The organism is Bacillus sp. RB3 (genome assembly GCF_030164735.1).
In the GTDB taxonomy this organism is placed as follows: domain Bacteria; phylum Bacillota; class Bacilli; order Bacillales; family Bacillaceae_G; genus Bacillus_A; species Bacillus_A cereus.
In genome coordinates, this window is record NZ_JASNGE010000005.1 from 37,813 (window position 1) to 54,563 (window position 16,751).

Sequence of the window (16,751 nt, forward strand, 5' to 3'; positions counted from 1 at the left end):
TGAAAAAATTTGCAGAGTTACTTCGAGAGGAAGTGTAATATATGAAACAAAAAGTATTAATTGTTGGTGCAGGTGAAGGCGGGAGCGCGCTGCTGAATCTGTTACAAAGTTCGAATATATTTCAAATTATAGGGATTATTGATATAAATCCGTTGGCAAAAGGACTACAAATTGCTAAGGAATACGGGATTGCAATTGGAGAAAGTGTAACTCCATTTCTTTCTATGCATATCGATGTAATATTTGATATGACAGGTGAAGATGATGTACATAAAGTTTTATTAGAAAAAAAGAAAAAAGACACTCTTCTTATACCAGGTGATATCGCAAAAATTGTTACAGGATTAGCGCATGAGAAGGAAGGGCTAATTGGGCGGTTAGAGGAACAGACGCAACAAGGAGAATTAATTTTAAATTCTACACATGACGGCATGATTGTAATTGATCGAGAGGGACAAGTTCGTCTTTTTAATAAAAGTGCAGAGCGTATTATCGGATATAAAAAAGAAGAGGCGATAGGAAAGTATATTTTAGAAGTTATTCCAACTAGTAAATTACTTCGCATTATACGTACGAAACAAATAGAAGTAAATTATGAACTGACATTAGAGAATGGAAAGAAAATTATTACAACGCGTATTCCAATATTAAAAGAAGGAGGAGAGGTACAAGGGGCATTTGCAATTTTTAAAGATATAACAGAAGTTGTAGATCTTGCGGAAGAAGTTACAGACTTAAAAGAAATTCAAACACTATTAGAGGCAATTATTAACTCATCTGAAGAAGCGATTTCGGTTGTGGATGAAAAAGGAAGAGGTTTAGTCATTAACCCAGCATATACGAAATTAACGGGTTTAACAGAAGAAGATATTATTGGGAAGCCTGCTACAACTGATATTGTAGAAGGCGAAAGTATGCATATGAAAGTACTTCGAACGCGTCGTGCGGTGCGCGGAATACATATGAAGATTGGGCAAAAAAAGCGAGATGTAATTGTAAACGTAGCACCAGTTATTGTGGATGGAATATTGAAAGGAAGCGTCGGTGTTATCCGTGACGTGTCGGAAATTCAAAAATTAACAAATGAATTGAATAGAGCAAGGCAAATTATTCGCACATTAGAAGCGAAATATTCATTTGATGATATTGTCGGAAATTCAGATGAAACAACGGCAGCTATCGAACAGGCGAAGCTAGGAGCGAATACACCAGCAACAGTACTGTTACGCGGGGAATCTGGGACTGGTAAAGAATTGTTTGCACATGCAATCCATAATGGAAGTAATCGAAAATACAATAAGTTCGTCCGTGTAAACTGTGCGGCCATTTCGGAGACGTTGTTAGAAAGTGAATTATTTGGTTATGAGGAAGGGGCGTTTTCTGGAGCGAAAAGAGGCGGGAAACGTGGGTTCTTTGAGGAAGCGAATAACGGTAGTATTTTTTTAGATGAAATAGGGGAGTTGTCTGCAAATACACAAGCGAAACTCCTTCGTGTATTGCAGGAAAAAGAAATTGTAAAAGTTGGTGGAACGAAAGCGATACCTATTAATGTTCGAGTAATTGCAGCGACACATGTGAATTTAGAAAAGGCTATTCTAGAAGGGAAGTTTAGGGAAGATTTATATTATCGATTAAATAAAATCCCAATTCAAATTCCATCTCTTCGTCAACGTAAAGGAGATATACCGACAATTGCGGACAGATTGATTCAAAAAATTAATCAAGATTACGGTCGTAATGTAGAAGGGCTCACTGATTCAGCCATTTTATATTTACAATCATACGAATGGCCAGGGAATGTGAGGGAACTTGAAAATATTCTGGGGAGAGCTATTATCTTTATGAATTATAACGAGACCTATATTGATGTACACCATTTACCGCCATTACATAATGAAGAGCAGGTGGAGTCAAAGCAATCTCATTTATTACCTGAATTAGAAGAAAAGCCACTTGAACATTTAGTGACAGAGTTTGAAGGGAATATTATTTATGAATATTTGGAGAGATTTGATGGGAATAAAACACAAACTGCAAAAGCGTTAGGAATTTCCGTTCGAAATTTATATTACAAGCTAGAAAAGTATGACCATGCAAAAAATAGCATGCAATAAATTGCGTACCGTGCAATTTATTGCATGGTATACAAAAAGTGACAAAATAAGACAGAATCTTTCGTCATTTTCCAAAGTATTGATTTTACTGCATTTTGAATGCGTTTTCATTATTGGTAAGACCACTTTTAAAAGTTGGCACGGTATTTGCTTTATAAATAGACGAGGGACGACGGAAAGGGTTGATTACAAAATATGAAGTTAGAATACTTAATTGATCAAGCAGCAGGAAAGCCTAAAAAAACTGTGGCTGTAGCAGTAGCTGAAGATCATGAAGTAATTGAAGCTGTAGCGAAAGCAATTAAATTACAGCTAGCTCAATTTCGTCTATATGGAAATCAAGAAAAAATAATGGGGATGCTACAAGAACATGGTTTACAAACTTCAGAACATGTTGAAGTGATTGCAGCAATGTCTAGTGCTGAAGCTGCAGAACTTTCTGTTAAAGCTGTGAGAAATGGTGAAGCAGATGTGCTTATGAAGGGGAACATCCCAACAGCGAATATTTTGAAGGCTGTGTTAAACAAAGAGTGGGGCCTACGTAAAGGTAGCGTACTTTCACATGTAGCAGCATTTGAAGTTCAAAATTACGACCGTCTTATTTTCGTTACAGATGCAGCGATGAACATCGCACCTGACGTAACACAAAAAGCTGCTATTATACAAAATACTGTAGAAGTTGCCCAGGCAATAGGAATCGACTTGCCCAAAGTGGCACCAATCGCAGCAGTAGAAGTTGTGAATCCAGCGATGCAGGCGACAATTGATGCAGCGATGTTAACACAAATGAATCGCCGCGGACAAATTAAAGATTGTATCGTTGATGGACCACTTGCTTTAGATAATGCAGTATCACAAATTGCAGCAGAGCATAAAGGCATAGTAAGTGATGTAGCAGGTAAGGCAGATATTTTACTCGTCCCAACGATTGAAGCTGGAAATGTGCTATATAAATCACTCGTATACTTTGCGGATGCAAAAGTAGGAGCAATGATTGCTGGCGCAAAAGCACCGATTGTTTTAACATCTCGTGCTGATTCAGCAGAAACAAAAGTATATTCATTAGCATTGGCAGTTGCGACTGCTTCAAAATAAACCAAAAAGGGTAAAACATTAGGGGGAAACGACAATGACATTAGAAATCTTCGAATACTTAGAAAAATATGATTATGAGCAAGTAGTATTTTGTCAAGATAAAGAATCTGGTTTAAAAGCAATTATTGCAATTCATGATACAACACTTGGACCGGCTCTTGGTGGAACAAGAATGTGGACATATGATTCTGAAGAAGCGGCGATTGAAGATGCATTGCGTCTTGCAAAAGGGATGACATACAAAAACGCAGCAGCTGGTTTAAACTTAGGTGGTGCGAAAACAGTAATTATCGGTGATCCTCGTAAAGATAAGAGCGAAGCAATGTTCCGTGCACTAGGACGTTATATCCAAGGACTAAACGGACGTTACATTACAGCTGAAGATGTTGGTACAACAGTAGATGATATGGATATTATCCATGAAGAAACTGACTTTGTAACAGGTATCTCACCATCATTCGGTTCTTCTGGTAACCCATCTCCAGTAACTGCATACGGTGTTTACCGTGGTATGAAAGCAGCTGCAAAAGAAGCTTTCGGTACTGATAATTTAGAAGGAAAAGTAATTGCTGTTCAAGGCGTTGGTAACGTAGCATATCACCTATGCAAACATTTACACGCTGAAGGAGCAAAATTAATCGTTACAGATATTAATAAAGAAGCTGTACAACGTGCTGTAGAAGAATTCGGTGCATCAGCAGTTGAACCAAATGAAATTTACGGTGTTGAATGCGATATTTACGCACCATGTGCATTAGGCGCAACAGTTAATGATGAAACTATTCCACAACTTAAAGCAAAAGTAATCGCAGGTTCTGCAAATAACCAATTAAAAGAAAATCGTCACGGTGACATCATTCATGAAATGGGTATTGTATACGCACCAGATTATGTAATTAATGCAGGTGGCGTAATTAACGTAGCAGACGAATTATATGGATACAATAGAGAACGTGCACTAAAACGTGTTGAGTCTATTTATGACACAATTGCAAAAGTAATCGAAATTTCAAAACGCGATGGCATAGCAACTTATGTAGCGGCAGATCGTCTAGCTGAAGAGCGCATTGCAAGCTTGAAAAATTCTCGTAGCACTTACTTACGCAACGGTCACGATATTATTAGCCGTCGCTAATCATTCATATATAACTTTTACAAAAGGCGTGGTTACCTCTTATGAGGTTTCCACTTCCTTTTAAATTTATTAGTGGAGGTAGCAACATTGTCTGTAAATCGAATTCTTGTTATTAACCCAGGTAGTACATCCACAAAAATTGGTGTTTTTGATAATGAAAGACCCGTTTTAGAAGAAACGATTCGTCATGACGTAGAACAGATTGGGAAATACAAGCGAATTATCGACCAATATGAGTTTCGAAAAGAAACGATTTTAGAAGTTCTACATTCTCATGGTATTAACATTTCAAAATTAAACGCTGTTTGTGGACGTGGTGGATTACTTCGTCCAATCGAAGGCGGTACGTATACAGTAAACGATGCGATGTTAGAAGATTTAAAAAATGGGTTTAGCGGTCATCACGCTTCAAACCTTGGAGGCATTTTAGCATATGAAATTGCTTCTGGATTAAACATTCCTGCATTTATTGTGGATCCTGTCGTTGTAGATGAGATGGAGCCAGTTGCTCGTATAAGTGGTATTGCTGGTATGGAACGTAAAAGTATCTTCCATGCATTAAATCAAAAAGCAGTTGCTCGTAAAGTAGCCGAACAGTTAAACCACAAATATGAGGATTTAAATTTATTAGTTACACATATGGGCGGTGGTATTACAGTTGGTGCTCATAAAAAAGGAAGAGTAATCGATGTGAATAACGGTTTAAACGGAGAAGGACCATTTAGTCCAGAGCGTGCTGGTACAGTACCAGTAGGGCAACTAGTAGAAATGTGTTTCTCTGGTGAGTATTACCGAGATGAAATGATTAAAAAGCTTGTCGGACAAGGTGGACTTGTAAGTTTAATCGGTACAAATGATGCGATTAAAGTAGAGAAAATGGTTGAAAAAGGTGATCCTGAAGCAACTCTTATTTATAAAGCAATGGCATATCAAGTTGCAAAAGAGATTGGCGGAGCTAGCGCTGTACTTCACGGGAAAATCGATGCAATCGTATTAACTGGTGGACTGGCATACAGTAAAATTCTTGTCGATGAAATAAAAGAGCGAGTGGACTGGATTGCAGATGTTATCGTACATCCAGGCGAAGATGAGTTAGAAGCGTTAGCAGAAGGAGCACTTCGTGTATTACGTGAAGAAGAAGCTCCAAAAGAATATGTTGTACGTGAAAAAGAAACGGTAGCTAGGGGTTGAGATAATGGCAAAAGAATATGATTTAGTCATCGTTGGCGGCGGTACTGGTGGATATGTTGCTGCAATTCGTGCATCACAACTAGGGTTAAAAACTGCACTAGTCGAAAAAGAAAATCTTGGTGGTACTTGTTTACACAAAGGATGTATCCCTAGTAAAGCTCTTTTACGTAGTGCGGAAGTATATGCAACTGCTAAAAAAAGCGAAGAGTTCGGAGTTATTGCAAGCAATGTAGAACTAAACTTTGCGAAAGTACAAGAGCGTAAAGAGAAGATTGTAACGCAGCTTCATAAAGGCGTTCAACACTTAATGAAACAAGGTAAAATTGATGTGTTTGAAGGTATTGGCCGTATTCTTGGCCCATCTATTTTCTCTCCGATGCCAGGGACAATTTCAGTTGAACTTGCAAGTGGAGAAGAGAATGAAATGTTAATTCCAAAAAATGTACTTATTGCAACAGGTTCTCGTCCAAATTCATTACCAGGTTTAGAATTAGACGGAGAGTACGTAATGTCTTCAGATCATGCCCTAAAAATGGAAACGCTTCCTAGTTCGATTATTATCGTTGGTGGCGGTGTAATCGGTATTGAGTGGGCATCTATGCTTGCTGACTTCGGTGTAGAAGTTACAGTATTAGAGTATGCAAAAACAATATTACCACTAGAAGATCAAGACGTTTCAAAAGAAATGCAACGTCTATTCAAGAAAAAAGGTATTAAAGTGGTAACTGGTGCAAAAGTATTACCAGAAACATTGGTAAAAGATAATGAAGTAACAATCCAAGCTGAACACAACGGTGAAAATAAAGAATTTAAAGCAGAAAAAATGCTTGTATCTGTAGGAAGACAAGCGAATACGCAAAATATTGGCTTAGAGAACACAGATATCGTTGTGGAAAAAGGATACATTCAAACAAATGAGTTTTATCAAACGAAAGAATCGCATATTTACGCAATTGGAGATGTAATCGGTGGCCTGCAACTTGCTCACGTTGCTTCTCATGAAGGAATTGCTGCAGTAGAACATATTGCAGGGAAAGAAGTTACACCAATTGATTACTCTATGGTATCAAAATGCGTATATAGCAGTCCAGAAGTTGCTTCTGTCGGTTTAACAGAACAAGAAGCGAAAGAAAAAGGCTATAAGTTAAAAATAGGTAAGTTCTCATTCCGCGCAATCGGAAAGGCACTTGTATACGGAGAATCAGATGGTTTCGTAAAACTTGTAGTTGATGAAGAGACAAATGACATTCTTGGTGTTCATATGATTGGACCACATGTAACAGATATGATTTCTGAAGCGGGTCTTGCAAGAGTACTTGATGCAACACCTTGGGAAGTAGCACATACAATTCATCCGCATCCATCATTATCTGAGGCGATTGGTGAAGCAGCACTTGCTGTAGATGGAAGAGCGTTACACGCATAAAAATGTGGATTTAGGAGGTTATGAAAAATGGCAGAAGTAAAAGAAAAGCGCCATGAAGAGCTTGGCTTAAGTGATGAGCAAGTATTAGAAATGTTCCGTACGATGTTACTTGCACGTAAAATTGACGAACGTATGTGGTTATTAAACCGCGCTGGTAAAATTCCATTCGTAATTTCTTGTCAAGGACAAGAGGCTGCACAAGTTGGAGCGGCGTTCGCTCTTGATAGAGAGAAAGATTATGCATTACCATACTACCGTGATATGGGTGTTGTACTAGCATTTGGTATGACAGCTAAAGAGCTTATGTTGTCTGCTTTTGCGAAAGCTGGAGATCCAAACTCTGGTGGTCGTCAAATGCCTGGTCACTTCGGTCAAAAGAAAAATCGTATTGTTACAGGTTCATCTCCAGTAACAACACAAGTACCACATGCAGTTGGTATTGCACTAGCTGGAAAAATGGAGAAGAAAGATTTAGTAACGTTCGTTACATTTGGAGAAGGTTCTTCAAACCAAGGTGACTTCCATGAAGGGGCAAACTTTGCTGGTGTACACAAACTACCTGTTATTTTTATGTGTGAAAATAACAAATATGCAATCTCTATTCCAGTTGAAAAACAATTAGCATGTAAAAACGTATCAGATCGTGCGATTGGTTACGGTATGCCTGGATATACAATAGACGGAAACGATCCACTTTCAGTATATAAAGCTGTAAAAGAAGCAGCAGATCGCGGTCGTCGTGGTGAAGGACCAACTTTAATTGAAACAGTATCATATCGTTTAACAGCACATTCTAGTGACGATGATGATCGTGTTTATCGTGATAAAGAAGAAGTAGAAGAAGCAAAGAAAAAAGATTCAATTATAACATTCGCAGCTTATTTAAAAGAAGCTGGTGTGTTAACTGAGGAATCCGAAAAACAAATGTTAGACGAAATTATGCATATCGTAAATGAAGCAACAGAATATGCAGAAAATGCTCCGTATGCAGCACCTGAAGATGCATTGAAGCACGTATACGCAGAATAGGGGGGAACGTTTCATGGCTGTAATGTCTTATATTGATGCTATTACATTAGCAATGCGCGAAGAAATGGAACGCGATGAGAAAGTATTCGTTTTAGGAGAAGATGTTGGTAAAAAAGGTGGCGTGTTTAAAGCGACACACGGTTTGTATGACCAATTTGGTGAAGATCGTGCGCTTGATGCACCGCTTGCAGAATCTGCAATTGCTGGGGTAGCAATTGGTGCAGCAATGTATGGTATGCGTCCAATCGCTGAAATGCAGTTTGCTGATTTCATCATGCCAGCAGTAAACCAAATTGTTTCTGAGGCAGCAAAAATTCGTTATCGTTCTAATAATGATTGGACTTGTCCAGTTACAATCCGTGCACCATTTGGCGGGGGGGTTCACGGTGCATTGTATCATTCACAATCTGTAGAAGCGATGTTTGCAAACCAACCAGGTTTAAAAATCGTTATCCCTTCTACACCATATGATGCAAAAGGCTTATTAAAAGCAGCCATTCGTGATGAAGATCCAGTATTATTCTTCGAACATAAACGTGCATATCGTTTAATTAAAGGTGAAGTACCAGAGGATGACTACGTATTACCAATCGGAAAAGCAGATGTAAAACGTGAAGGTGATGATATTACAGTTATCACGTACGGATTATGTGTTCATTTTGCTCTTCAAGCGGCTGAAAAGTTAGCACAAGATGGCATCTCTGCACACATTCTTGATTTACGTACTGTATATCCATTAGATAAAGAAGCAATCATTGAAGCAGCTTCTAAAACAGGTAAAGTTCTTCTTGTAACAGAAGACAATAAAGAAGGAAGCATTATGAGTGAAGTGGCAGCAATTATCGCTGAAAACTGTCTATTTGATTTAGATGCGCCAATCGCACGTCTTGCAGGTCCAGACGTTCCAGCAATGCCATATGCACCAACAATGGAAAAATTCTTTATGGTAAATCCAGATAAAGTTGAAAAAGCAATGCGTGAACTTGCGGAATTTTAATCGGGGGGACTATACATGGCTGTAGAAAATATTACAATGCCTCAGCTCGGGGAGAGCGTTACAGAGGGCACAATTAGTAAATGGCTCGTTAATGTTGGCGATCACGTAAATAAGTATGATCCGCTTGCAGAAGTAATGACTGATAAAGTAAATGCTGAAGTACCATCTTCTTTCACGGGTGTTGTGAAAGAGTTAATCGCTGGTGAAGGTGATACGTTAGCTGTAGGTGAAGTAGTTTGTGTTATTCAAGTAGAAGGCGCAGATGAAGTAGCAGCAACAGCTGTTGAGGAAAAAACTAAAGAAGAATCAAAGGCAGAAGTAGCTACGTCTGAAAAAGCACCGAAAGTAAAACAACCAACTGATGGAAAACCACGTTTTTCACCAGCTGTGTTAAAGCTTGCGGGTGAGCATAACGTTGATTTAGATCTAGTAGAAGGTACGGGAGCAAACGGCCGTATCACTCGTAAAGATATTTTAAAGCTAGTGGAATCTGGAAATATCCCACAAGCAGGTGCGGCGAAGAAAGAGGAAGCTGTAGCGGCAGTAGTAGAAGCTCGCCCAGAAGCACCAAAAGCAGCACCAGTAGCGCAAAAAGTAGAAGCTGCGAAACCAGTTTCTGTACCTACAATGCCTGGAGATATCGAAATTCCAGTAACAGGTGTGCGTAAAGCAATCGCAGCAAACATGTTACGTAGTAAACACGAAGCACCACATGCTTGGATGATGATTGAAGTAGATGTGACAAACCTTGTGTCATACCGTAACTCAATTAAAGGTGACTTTAAGAAGCGTGAAGGCTTTAACTTAACGTTCTTTGCTTTCTTCGTAAAAGCAGTAGCACAAGCGTTAAAAGAGTATCCTCAAATTAATTCAATGTGGGCTGGCGATAAAATTGTTCAGAAGAAAGATATTAACCTTTCTATCGCTGTTGCAACAGAGGAAGAACTATTTGTACCAGTAATTAAGCAAGCGGACGAGAAAACAATTAAAGGTATCGCTCGTGAAATTACAGAACTTGCAGGAAAAGTACGTACGAAATCGTTAAAAGCAGACGAAATGCAAGGTGGAACATTTACAATTAATAACACAGGATCATTCGGTTCTGTTCAATCTATGGGTATTATTAATTACCCACAAGCGGCTATTTTACAAGTTGAATCAATTGTAAAACGCCCAGTAATTATGGATAACGGTATGTTCGGTGCTCGTGATATGGTTAACTTATGTTTATCACTTGATCACCGAGTACTTGATGGTTTAATTTGTGGTAAGTTCTTAGGACGTGTTAAAGAAATTTTAGAAAACATGTCAGAAAATAATACATCTGTATATTAATAAAAAGCTCGCTTATGCGAGCTTTTTATTATCTTATTTCTTCATCTACATCCTACTATATGTATAAATATCTTTCCCAGTAATCTTACAATAAACGATTATGTATTAGGAATTTACGAAAATACATTGCTGATATATGGTATATGGATATAAAATAAGAAAAGAATAATTTTTTTGGCAAATCTTACTGATGAAACTGTAGTATAATATATTGTATTGTATGAAAAAGAGAGTTATTCTATATAAGTGTTTTATAGATAATGTGTAATCAGTCGTCAAAACATGAAGAATGTTGACTCCTGGTTTTTTATTTTTGCCGTAACAATGTTTCAGGAGGATGTCATGAAAAGAAGTACCGAGTTTCTAAAAAGTTTAGATGTAAAATTAATTTTAATTTTGTGTGCACTATGTGTGACGAGTATAGCTGCTATATATAGCAGTCAGCAAACGGGACAGTATGGAGCTGCAAACTTTGCTATGAAACAAGGTGTTAACTACATAATTGGGGTTGTATTGTTACTTCTTGTTGCAAGCATCGACTTAGATCAATTGCAAAAATTATCTTGGCCACTTTATATTGCCGGGTTTGGTTCACTTATTCTTTTGAAAATACTACCGGTTTCCACCTTCACACCTGAAAAATTAGGTGCAAAAAGATGGTTCGTTTTTCCAGTACTTGGACAAATTCAGCCGTCTGAGTTTTTCAAAATTGCATTGCTTCTTGTAGTAGCAAGCATAGCTGTGAAACATAATGCGCAGTATATGGCAAGGACATTCCAAACGGATTTAAAATTAGTAGGTAAAATTATGCTAGTTTCTCTTCCGCCTATGGCTGTTGTATATAGTCAACCTGATACAGGTATGGTGTTCTTATATGCTGCTGCTATTGCATGTATTTTATTTATGTCAGGTATTCAAAAGAAATTGATAGCATTATGTACAGTTATTCCGTTGACCATATTATCTGCTTTAATATTTATTTTCTTTAAGTATCCAGATTTTTTCTATAATAAGTTAGTTACTTTACTAAAACCTCACCAACAGTCGCGTATTGTAGGTTGGTTAAATCCATTTGAAAATGCAGATCAAGGTTATCAAACACAGCAATCGATTTTAGCTGTAGGTAGTGGAGGAATGGAAGGTAAAGGATACGGTGGAGGAAGCGTCTATATCCCAGAGAAGCATACTGACTTTATTTTCGCTACAATTGCCGAAGAAGGTGGATTTATCGTAGCAGCCTTAGTTGTCTTCTTGTTCCTATTACTACTATATCGAACAATTATTATTGGTTATTCCGCTGATAATTTATTTGGTACATTATTATGCGCTGGATCAATCGGTATATTAACAGTTCAAATATTCCAAAACATCGGTATGATCGTTGGATTAATGCCTGTAAAAGGTATTGCATTACCTTTCTTATCGTATGGGGGAAGTTCCTTATTCTCAAATATGATTATGATGGGGCTCATACTATCGGTACGGAAAACGTATAAAAAATATATGTTTTCAGTTAAGTAAAAAAAGCTGGTTCGTTTTTAAACGAACCAGCTTTTTTACATATATGCTCATAAACGTTGCAAACTAAAACAGGATAGCAGTTTGAGACGGGTAAGGAGTGCAAAGTGATGCATATGCATATTTTTGAAGGAGCACGGCATCTTTCTAATAGTGAATGGGTTATTCGGGCTATTATAGCATACATATTTTTAATATTAGTTGCGAAAGCGATGGGGCAAAGGTCTATCGCACAACTTCGTTTTTTAGATGTTGTATTAGTGTTATTGCTTGGTGGGAATATTTCTAACGCATTGTCTGATGAAAAAGTAGGGTTACTGGGCTCGATGATTACAACGTTCATACTTGTTGTACTTCATATTATAAGCTCAGTTTTAATGCTGAAATGGGATAGATGGAGACGTTTTTTAGAGCCAGCACCTATTATTCTTATACACAATGGTTCCATTGATTTTAGCAATTTGAAAAAGGCGAGAATTACCGTGGAATATTTGTTTTCGGAACTTCGTATGCGAAATGTGAGCGATATTCAAACGATTAAATTAGCATTATGGGAAGCGAACGGTGTCGTTTCTATATTTCGGTATCCAGAATATGAAGCAGTTTCGCGGCTTGATCTTAAAGTGGCGGGAAAAAAATCTCCAGTTTCTTTTGTATTAGTAAAGGATGGGAGGATACAGAAAGATGTTCTTGCATTATTAGGAAAAACAGAAGCGTGGGCGAGAGAATTTCTAGAGGAGAGTACAGAAGTGGAATCTATTATGTTAGCTACAGTAGATGAATCACATAAAATAAATATTTTGTTAAAAAAATGAAAAATATACGCATTTTGTCGTTTCGAACATATGATACAATAGTGTGGACAACGAAAAAGGAGGCGATACGGTGGGATATGTAGAAGAATTACGAAAAATAGTTGGTCATCGCCCTTTAATTTTAGTTGGTGCTGTTGTACTCGTTATAAATGAAAATGGATATGTTTTATTGCAGCAGCGGACAGAGCCGTACGGAAAATGGGGGCTACCTGGCGGGCTAATGGAGCTTAGTGAATCACCAGAAGAAACAGCTTATCGTGAAGTATATGAAGAGACAGGAATAAAAGTGAAGAACTTGCGACTAATCAATGTATTTTCTGGAGCGAACTACTTTACAAAATTAGAAAACGGTGATGAATTTCAATCTGTAACAACCGCCTATTATACGGATGAATACGAAGGGGATTTTGTTATGAATAAAGAAGAAGCAGTTCAGCTTAAATTCTTTTCAGTAACAGAACTACCTGACTATATTGTAGGATCGCATAAAAAAATGATTGCTGAATATATGAAGATTATGGAAAAAAAGATATAATAATAGTGAAAGAAATACAAAAACACAGCTCTGGTTGGTAGTCCAGACGCATGATTTCATGTCAGTAACCTTCCCCTCCGGGATGTCCCGTATTTCTAATATTTTAAAGGAGGGGCTGTCAATGGATTTGACAGTATATCACGATGGCCAATTTTTTGTTGGAATCATTACATGTAAAGAAAAAGGGAAATTGTATGGGGCGAGGTATATTTTTGGGGCGGAACCGTCAGATGAAGAAGTGCTTATGTTTGTGAATGGTTCACTTTTAGAGCATTTTCAGCACTTTGCAAAATGTGGTGTAGAAGTTAAAGAAAAACAGCGTCCTAAAAACATAAAGCGTATCATACGACAAGCAGCAAAAGAAATAAATATTAAACGTTTTACTAAGGCGCAAGAGGCGATTAGTTTATCTTATGAATTGCATAAACAAGAAAAGAAAGTGCAGTCTAAAGAGAAGCGAGAAGCTGAAAAAGAAAGAAGACGTTTAATGAAAGTACAAAAAGCAAAGAAAAAACATCGTGGTCATTAAAGAAAAGGTGTTAGAGCAAGAGCTCTAACACCTTTTCTATACTTAAATACAAGTAAACTTACTTGTATTTCATAAACATTAACTGGTAAGATACAAATAGGTAGTTTTAGAGGAGGGAAAAGAGTGATTAATTTTAACTTTTTTATGAATGATGTTGTCCGCCAAGCGCGTGAAGAGATTGTCTCTGCTGGATATACAGAATTGACGACGCCGGAAGCGGTAGAAGAAGCGTTTAAAAGAAATGGAACAACACTTGTAATGGTAAACTCTGTATGTGGTTGTGCAGGTGGTATTGCTCGTCCTGCTGCTGCGCATTCCGTACATTATGATAAACGTCCTAACCACCTTGTAACGGTGTTTGCAGGCCAAGATAAAGAAGCGACAGCAAGAGCGCGTGAATATTTCGAAGGGTACCCACCTTCTTCTCCATCATTTGCTTTATTAAAAGATGGAAAAATTGTAACGATGGTAGAGCGTCATGAAATTGAAGGTCATGAACCGATGCAAGTTATTGCGAAACTACAATCATATTTCGAAGAGAATTGTGAAGAACTATAAAAAATAAGAGAAAAGGCGGCACGTCCACAATCAAGTGGATGTGCCGCCTTTTTTATTTATTATTAAAATTTCTGAGATATGCATAGTTATGTTGTTTTATGCATCATTTTATACATAACAAACAGTGTTTATATTGTTTCGTTATTTATTTTTATTTTATATATTGCATAAAAATAAAAGTGCTGATACAATACAAACATCGAATAAATATTCTATTAAACTTTTAAATATACATTATTAGGGGGAAGAAAGATGAAGAAGTTAGTATCAATATCGTTTGCACTTATTTTAATTGTAAGTATATTCAGCGCTTGTAGTAATGAGGAATCGAAAAAAACAAAAGGAAATAAAAAAGTACTCGTAATGGGAACTTCAGCAGATTATAAACCTTATGAATATGTAGATGCGTCAAAGAGCGATGAAATTATTGGCTTTGATGTTGATGTTGCTAAATATATCGGAAAAGAACTTGGGTATGAAGTGAAAGTGAAAGATATGGATTTTGGTGGTTTATTAGCATCTCTTAGTTCAGGAAAAGTTGATTTCGTAATGGCAGGTATGACGCCAACTGCAGAGCGTAAAAATAATGTTGATTTTACAGATATTTATTTTGTTGCGAAAAATATGGTCGTTTCTAAAAAGGATTCTAACATTAAATCTGTAGAGGATTTAAAAGGGAAAAAAGTAGGGGTACAAACAGGGTCTATTCAAGAAGAGAAAGCTTCAGAATTTAAAAAACAAGTAGATTTCCAAGTTGAGGGACGTGACCGTATACCAGAAATCGTACAAGAAATTAAAGCTGGTCGTTTTGACGCTGCAATTATAGAAGATACAGTTGCTAAAAATTATTTAGAGAAAATGAAAGATTTACAAGGAATTGAAATTAAAGAAGCACCAGAAGAAGTTGGAGCAGCAATTGCCCTTCCGAAAAACAGTGATAAAACAGCTGAATTTAATAAAGTAATTAAAAAAATGCAAGAAAATGGAGAAATGGATAAATTAGTGAAGAAATGGTTTGGCAGCGGAAAATAAGCTGCCTTTCACTTTTCTGTGAGGGGAATGAAAAGAATGAACTTAGATTTTTCGGCGATTACGCCTTCGATACCATATATACTAAAAGGTTTAGAAGTTACTTTGAAAATTGTAGCAGTATCAGCTTTAGCAGGATTTATTTTAGGAACGCTATTAGCACTTTGTAAAATTGCTAGAATACGAGCATTAAATATAGCAGCAGATTTTTATACATCAATTTTTCGTGGTACACCCCTTGTATTGCAATTAATGATTATTTATTTCGGTGTCCCACAAATAATTGGTTATGAAATACCAGCATTTTTAGCTGCTGTACTTGCATTTAGCTTGAATTCAGGTGCATACATGTCAGAAGTAATTCGTGCTGGTATTCAAGCGGTTGATAAAGGACAAACAGAAGCAGCAATGGCTTTAGGGATACCGTACGGAAAAATGATGAGAAATATTATTTTCCCTCAAGCATTAAAAAATATATTACCAGCGCTTGTGAACGAATTTGCGACACTTACGAAAGAATCGGCTGTAGTAACAGTAATAGGCGCGACTGATTTAATGCGTCGTGCTTACATTGTAGGCGGTGAGACATTTAAATATCTTGAACCATTACTTTTTGTTGGACTGATTTATTATATGTTAGTCATTATTCTTACATTAGTCGGGAAGGCAATTGAAGGGAGAATGAAGAAAAGTGATTAAAATTGAAAACCTTCATAAATCATTTGGTAAAAACGAAGTATTAAAAGGAATTACAACAACAATTGAAAAAGGGGAAGTAGTCGCAATTATAGGGCCTTCTGGATCAGGAAAATCAACATTTTTACGTTGTATGAATATGTTAGAAGCACCAACGGATGGTCACATTTGGATTGGGACGGAAGAAGTAACGAATCCGAAAACGAATGTTATGCATGTTCGTGAAAATGTCGGTATGGTATTTCAACATTTTCACTTATTTCCTCATATGACTGTATTAGAAAATATTACGTATGCTCCTATCAATGTAAAAGGGGTAACGAAGCAAGAAGCTGAAAAGAAAGCTGAGAAACTTTTAGAAAAGGTTGGATTAGTAGATAAAAAAGATACGTATCCAAATCGTCTTTCGGGAGGACAAAAGCAACGTGTAGCAATTGCAAGAGCGTTAGCGATGGAACCGGAAGTTATGTTATTTGATGAACCGACATCGGCGCTAGATCCAGAGATGGTGAAAGAAGTGTTAGAAGTTATGAAATCGTTAGTTACGACAGGAATGACGATGGCTATCGTTACACATGAAATGGGCTTTGCAAAAGAAGTGGCAGATCGTGTTCTTTTCTTGGACGGAGGAAAGCTTGTAGAAGATAGTGCGCCAGAAGAATTTTTTGCAGCGCCGAAAAGTGAACGTGCGCAACAATTTTTACAAAAAATATTGTAATATGAAAAGGTTATGTGAATAATAAGTAGAA

Annotated in this window: 16 protein-coding genes; all 16 read left to right on the forward strand. The window is 37.1% G+C overall.

Translation table 11 applies throughout. The features are described from left to right. Positions 1–41 precede the first annotated feature (41 nt). Positions 42–2,114, forward strand: coding sequence for a sigma-54 interaction domain-containing protein (locus QO049_RS09195; protein ID WP_246961190.1), 2,073 nt, complete (start codon positions 42–44; stop codon positions 2,112–2,114). Positions 2,115–2,309: 195 nt separating this feature from the next. After that, on the forward strand, positions 2,310–3,209 hold the full coding sequence (gene yqiS / locus QO049_RS09200) for a phosphate butyryltransferase (protein ID WP_000764670.1): 900 nt from the start codon (positions 2,310–2,312) through the stop codon (positions 3,207–3,209). Positions 3,210–3,243: 34 nt separating this feature from the next. Continuing rightward, entirely contained in the window at positions 3,244–4,344 is a 1,101-nt protein-coding gene (locus tag QO049_RS09205) for a leucine dehydrogenase (RefSeq protein WP_000171357.1), read from the forward strand. Positions 4,345–4,431: 87 nt separating this feature from the next. Beyond that, positions 4,432–5,535 (forward strand): butyrate kinase, encoded by a 1,104-nt coding sequence (gene buk, locus QO049_RS09210; RefSeq protein ID WP_000115780.1) that lies wholly within the window; start codon positions 4,432–4,434, stop codon positions 5,533–5,535. Positions 5,536–5,539: 4 nt separating this feature from the next. Further along, positions 5,540–6,961: a dihydrolipoyl dehydrogenase gene (lpdA, locus tag QO049_RS09215; RefSeq protein ID WP_246961187.1), complete on the forward strand. Its 1,422-nt coding sequence runs from the start codon at positions 5,540–5,542 to the stop codon at positions 6,959–6,961. A gap of 27 nt (positions 6,962–6,988) precedes the next feature. Next, complete coding sequence (bfmBAA, locus tag QO049_RS09220) at positions 6,989–7,990, forward strand: 3-methyl-2-oxobutanoate dehydrogenase subunit alpha (protein ID WP_246961184.1); 1,002 nt, start codon at positions 6,989–6,991, stop codon at positions 7,988–7,990. Between the two features lie 13 nt (positions 7,991–8,003). Further along, positions 8,004–8,987 (forward strand): 3-methyl-2-oxobutanoate dehydrogenase subunit beta, encoded by a 984-nt coding sequence (bfmBAB, locus tag QO049_RS09225; RefSeq protein ID WP_000290071.1) that lies wholly within the window; start codon positions 8,004–8,006, stop codon positions 8,985–8,987. A gap of 15 nt (positions 8,988–9,002) precedes the next feature. After that, entirely contained in the window at positions 9,003–10,322 is a 1,320-nt protein-coding gene (locus QO049_RS09230; protein ID WP_000257681.1) for a dihydrolipoamide acetyltransferase family protein, read from the forward strand. Between the two features lie 342 nt (positions 10,323–10,664). After that, positions 10,665–11,843: an FtsW/RodA/SpoVE family cell cycle protein gene (locus QO049_RS09235; RefSeq protein ID WP_000831182.1), complete on the forward strand. Its 1,179-nt coding sequence runs from the start codon at positions 10,665–10,667 to the stop codon at positions 11,841–11,843. 107 nt (positions 11,844–11,950) lie between these two features. Beyond that, positions 11,951–12,655: a DUF421 domain-containing protein gene (locus tag QO049_RS09240; RefSeq protein ID WP_069605392.1), complete on the forward strand. Its 705-nt coding sequence runs from the start codon at positions 11,951–11,953 to the stop codon at positions 12,653–12,655. A gap of 70 nt (positions 12,656–12,725) precedes the next feature. Further along, positions 12,726–13,190, forward strand: coding sequence for an NUDIX hydrolase (locus QO049_RS09245; protein ID WP_000542555.1), 465 nt, complete (start codon positions 12,726–12,728; stop codon positions 13,188–13,190). Between the two features lie 121 nt (positions 13,191–13,311). Next, on the forward strand, positions 13,312–13,719 hold the full coding sequence (locus QO049_RS09250) for a YjdF family protein (protein ID WP_246961182.1): 408 nt from the start codon (positions 13,312–13,314) through the stop codon (positions 13,717–13,719). A 144-nt stretch (positions 13,720–13,863) separates the two neighbouring features. Continuing rightward, positions 13,864–14,277, forward strand: coding sequence for a BrxA/BrxB family bacilliredoxin (locus tag QO049_RS09255; protein ID WP_001979317.1), 414 nt, complete (start codon positions 13,864–13,866; stop codon positions 14,275–14,277). A 252-nt stretch (positions 14,278–14,529) separates the two neighbouring features. Beyond that, positions 14,530–15,309: a transporter substrate-binding domain-containing protein gene (locus QO049_RS09260; protein ID WP_284489257.1), complete on the forward strand. Its 780-nt coding sequence runs from the start codon at positions 14,530–14,532 to the stop codon at positions 15,307–15,309. Positions 15,310–15,345: 36 nt separating this feature from the next. Then, the gene (locus QO049_RS09265) at positions 15,346–16,005 is read left to right on the forward strand and encodes an amino acid ABC transporter permease (RefSeq protein WP_001046915.1); all 660 of its coding nucleotides are present in this window, start codon (positions 15,346–15,348) and stop codon (positions 16,003–16,005) included. Then, a complete protein-coding gene (locus tag QO049_RS09270) occupies positions 15,998–16,720 on the forward strand; it encodes an amino acid ABC transporter ATP-binding protein (protein ID WP_000590202.1) in 723 nt (240 codons plus the stop codon). The genes QO049_RS09265 and QO049_RS09270 overlap by 8 nt, the downstream gene beginning before the upstream one ends. Positions 16,721–16,751: the final 31 nt, after the last annotated feature.

Coding starts and splice junctions, on each gene's coding strand:
- QO049_RS09235 (WP_000831182.1), top strand. CDS start 10,665: ATGAAAAGAAGTACCGAGTTTCTAAAAAGTTTAGATGTAAAATTAATT.
- QO049_RS09250 (WP_246961182.1), top strand. CDS start 13,312: ATGGATTTGACAGTATATCACGATGGCCAATTTTTTGTTGGAATCATT.
- QO049_RS09205 (WP_000171357.1), top strand. CDS start 3,244: ATGACATTAGAAATCTTCGAATACTTAGAAAAATATGATTATGAGCAA.
- lpdA (WP_246961187.1), top strand. CDS start 5,540: ATGGCAAAAGAATATGATTTAGTCATCGTTGGCGGCGGTACTGGTGGA.
- QO049_RS09230 (WP_000257681.1), top strand. CDS start 9,003: ATGGCTGTAGAAAATATTACAATGCCTCAGCTCGGGGAGAGCGTTACA.
- QO049_RS09240 (WP_069605392.1), top strand. CDS start 11,951: ATGCATATGCATATTTTTGAAGGAGCACGGCATCTTTCTAATAGTGAA.
- QO049_RS09195 (WP_246961190.1), top strand. CDS start 42: ATGAAACAAAAAGTATTAATTGTTGGTGCAGGTGAAGGCGGGAGCGCG.
- QO049_RS09260 (WP_284489257.1), top strand. CDS start 14,530: ATGAAGAAGTTAGTATCAATATCGTTTGCACTTATTTTAATTGTAAGT.
- bfmBAB (WP_000290071.1), top strand. CDS start 8,004: ATGGCTGTAATGTCTTATATTGATGCTATTACATTAGCAATGCGCGAA.
- QO049_RS09265 (WP_001046915.1), top strand. CDS start 15,346: ATGAACTTAGATTTTTCGGCGATTACGCCTTCGATACCATATATACTA.
- yqiS (WP_000764670.1), top strand. CDS start 2,310: ATGAAGTTAGAATACTTAATTGATCAAGCAGCAGGAAAGCCTAAAAAA.
- bfmBAA (WP_246961184.1), top strand. CDS start 6,989: ATGGCAGAAGTAAAAGAAAAGCGCCATGAAGAGCTTGGCTTAAGTGAT.
- QO049_RS09255 (WP_001979317.1), top strand. CDS start 13,864: ATGAATGATGTTGTCCGCCAAGCGCGTGAAGAGATTGTCTCTGCTGGA.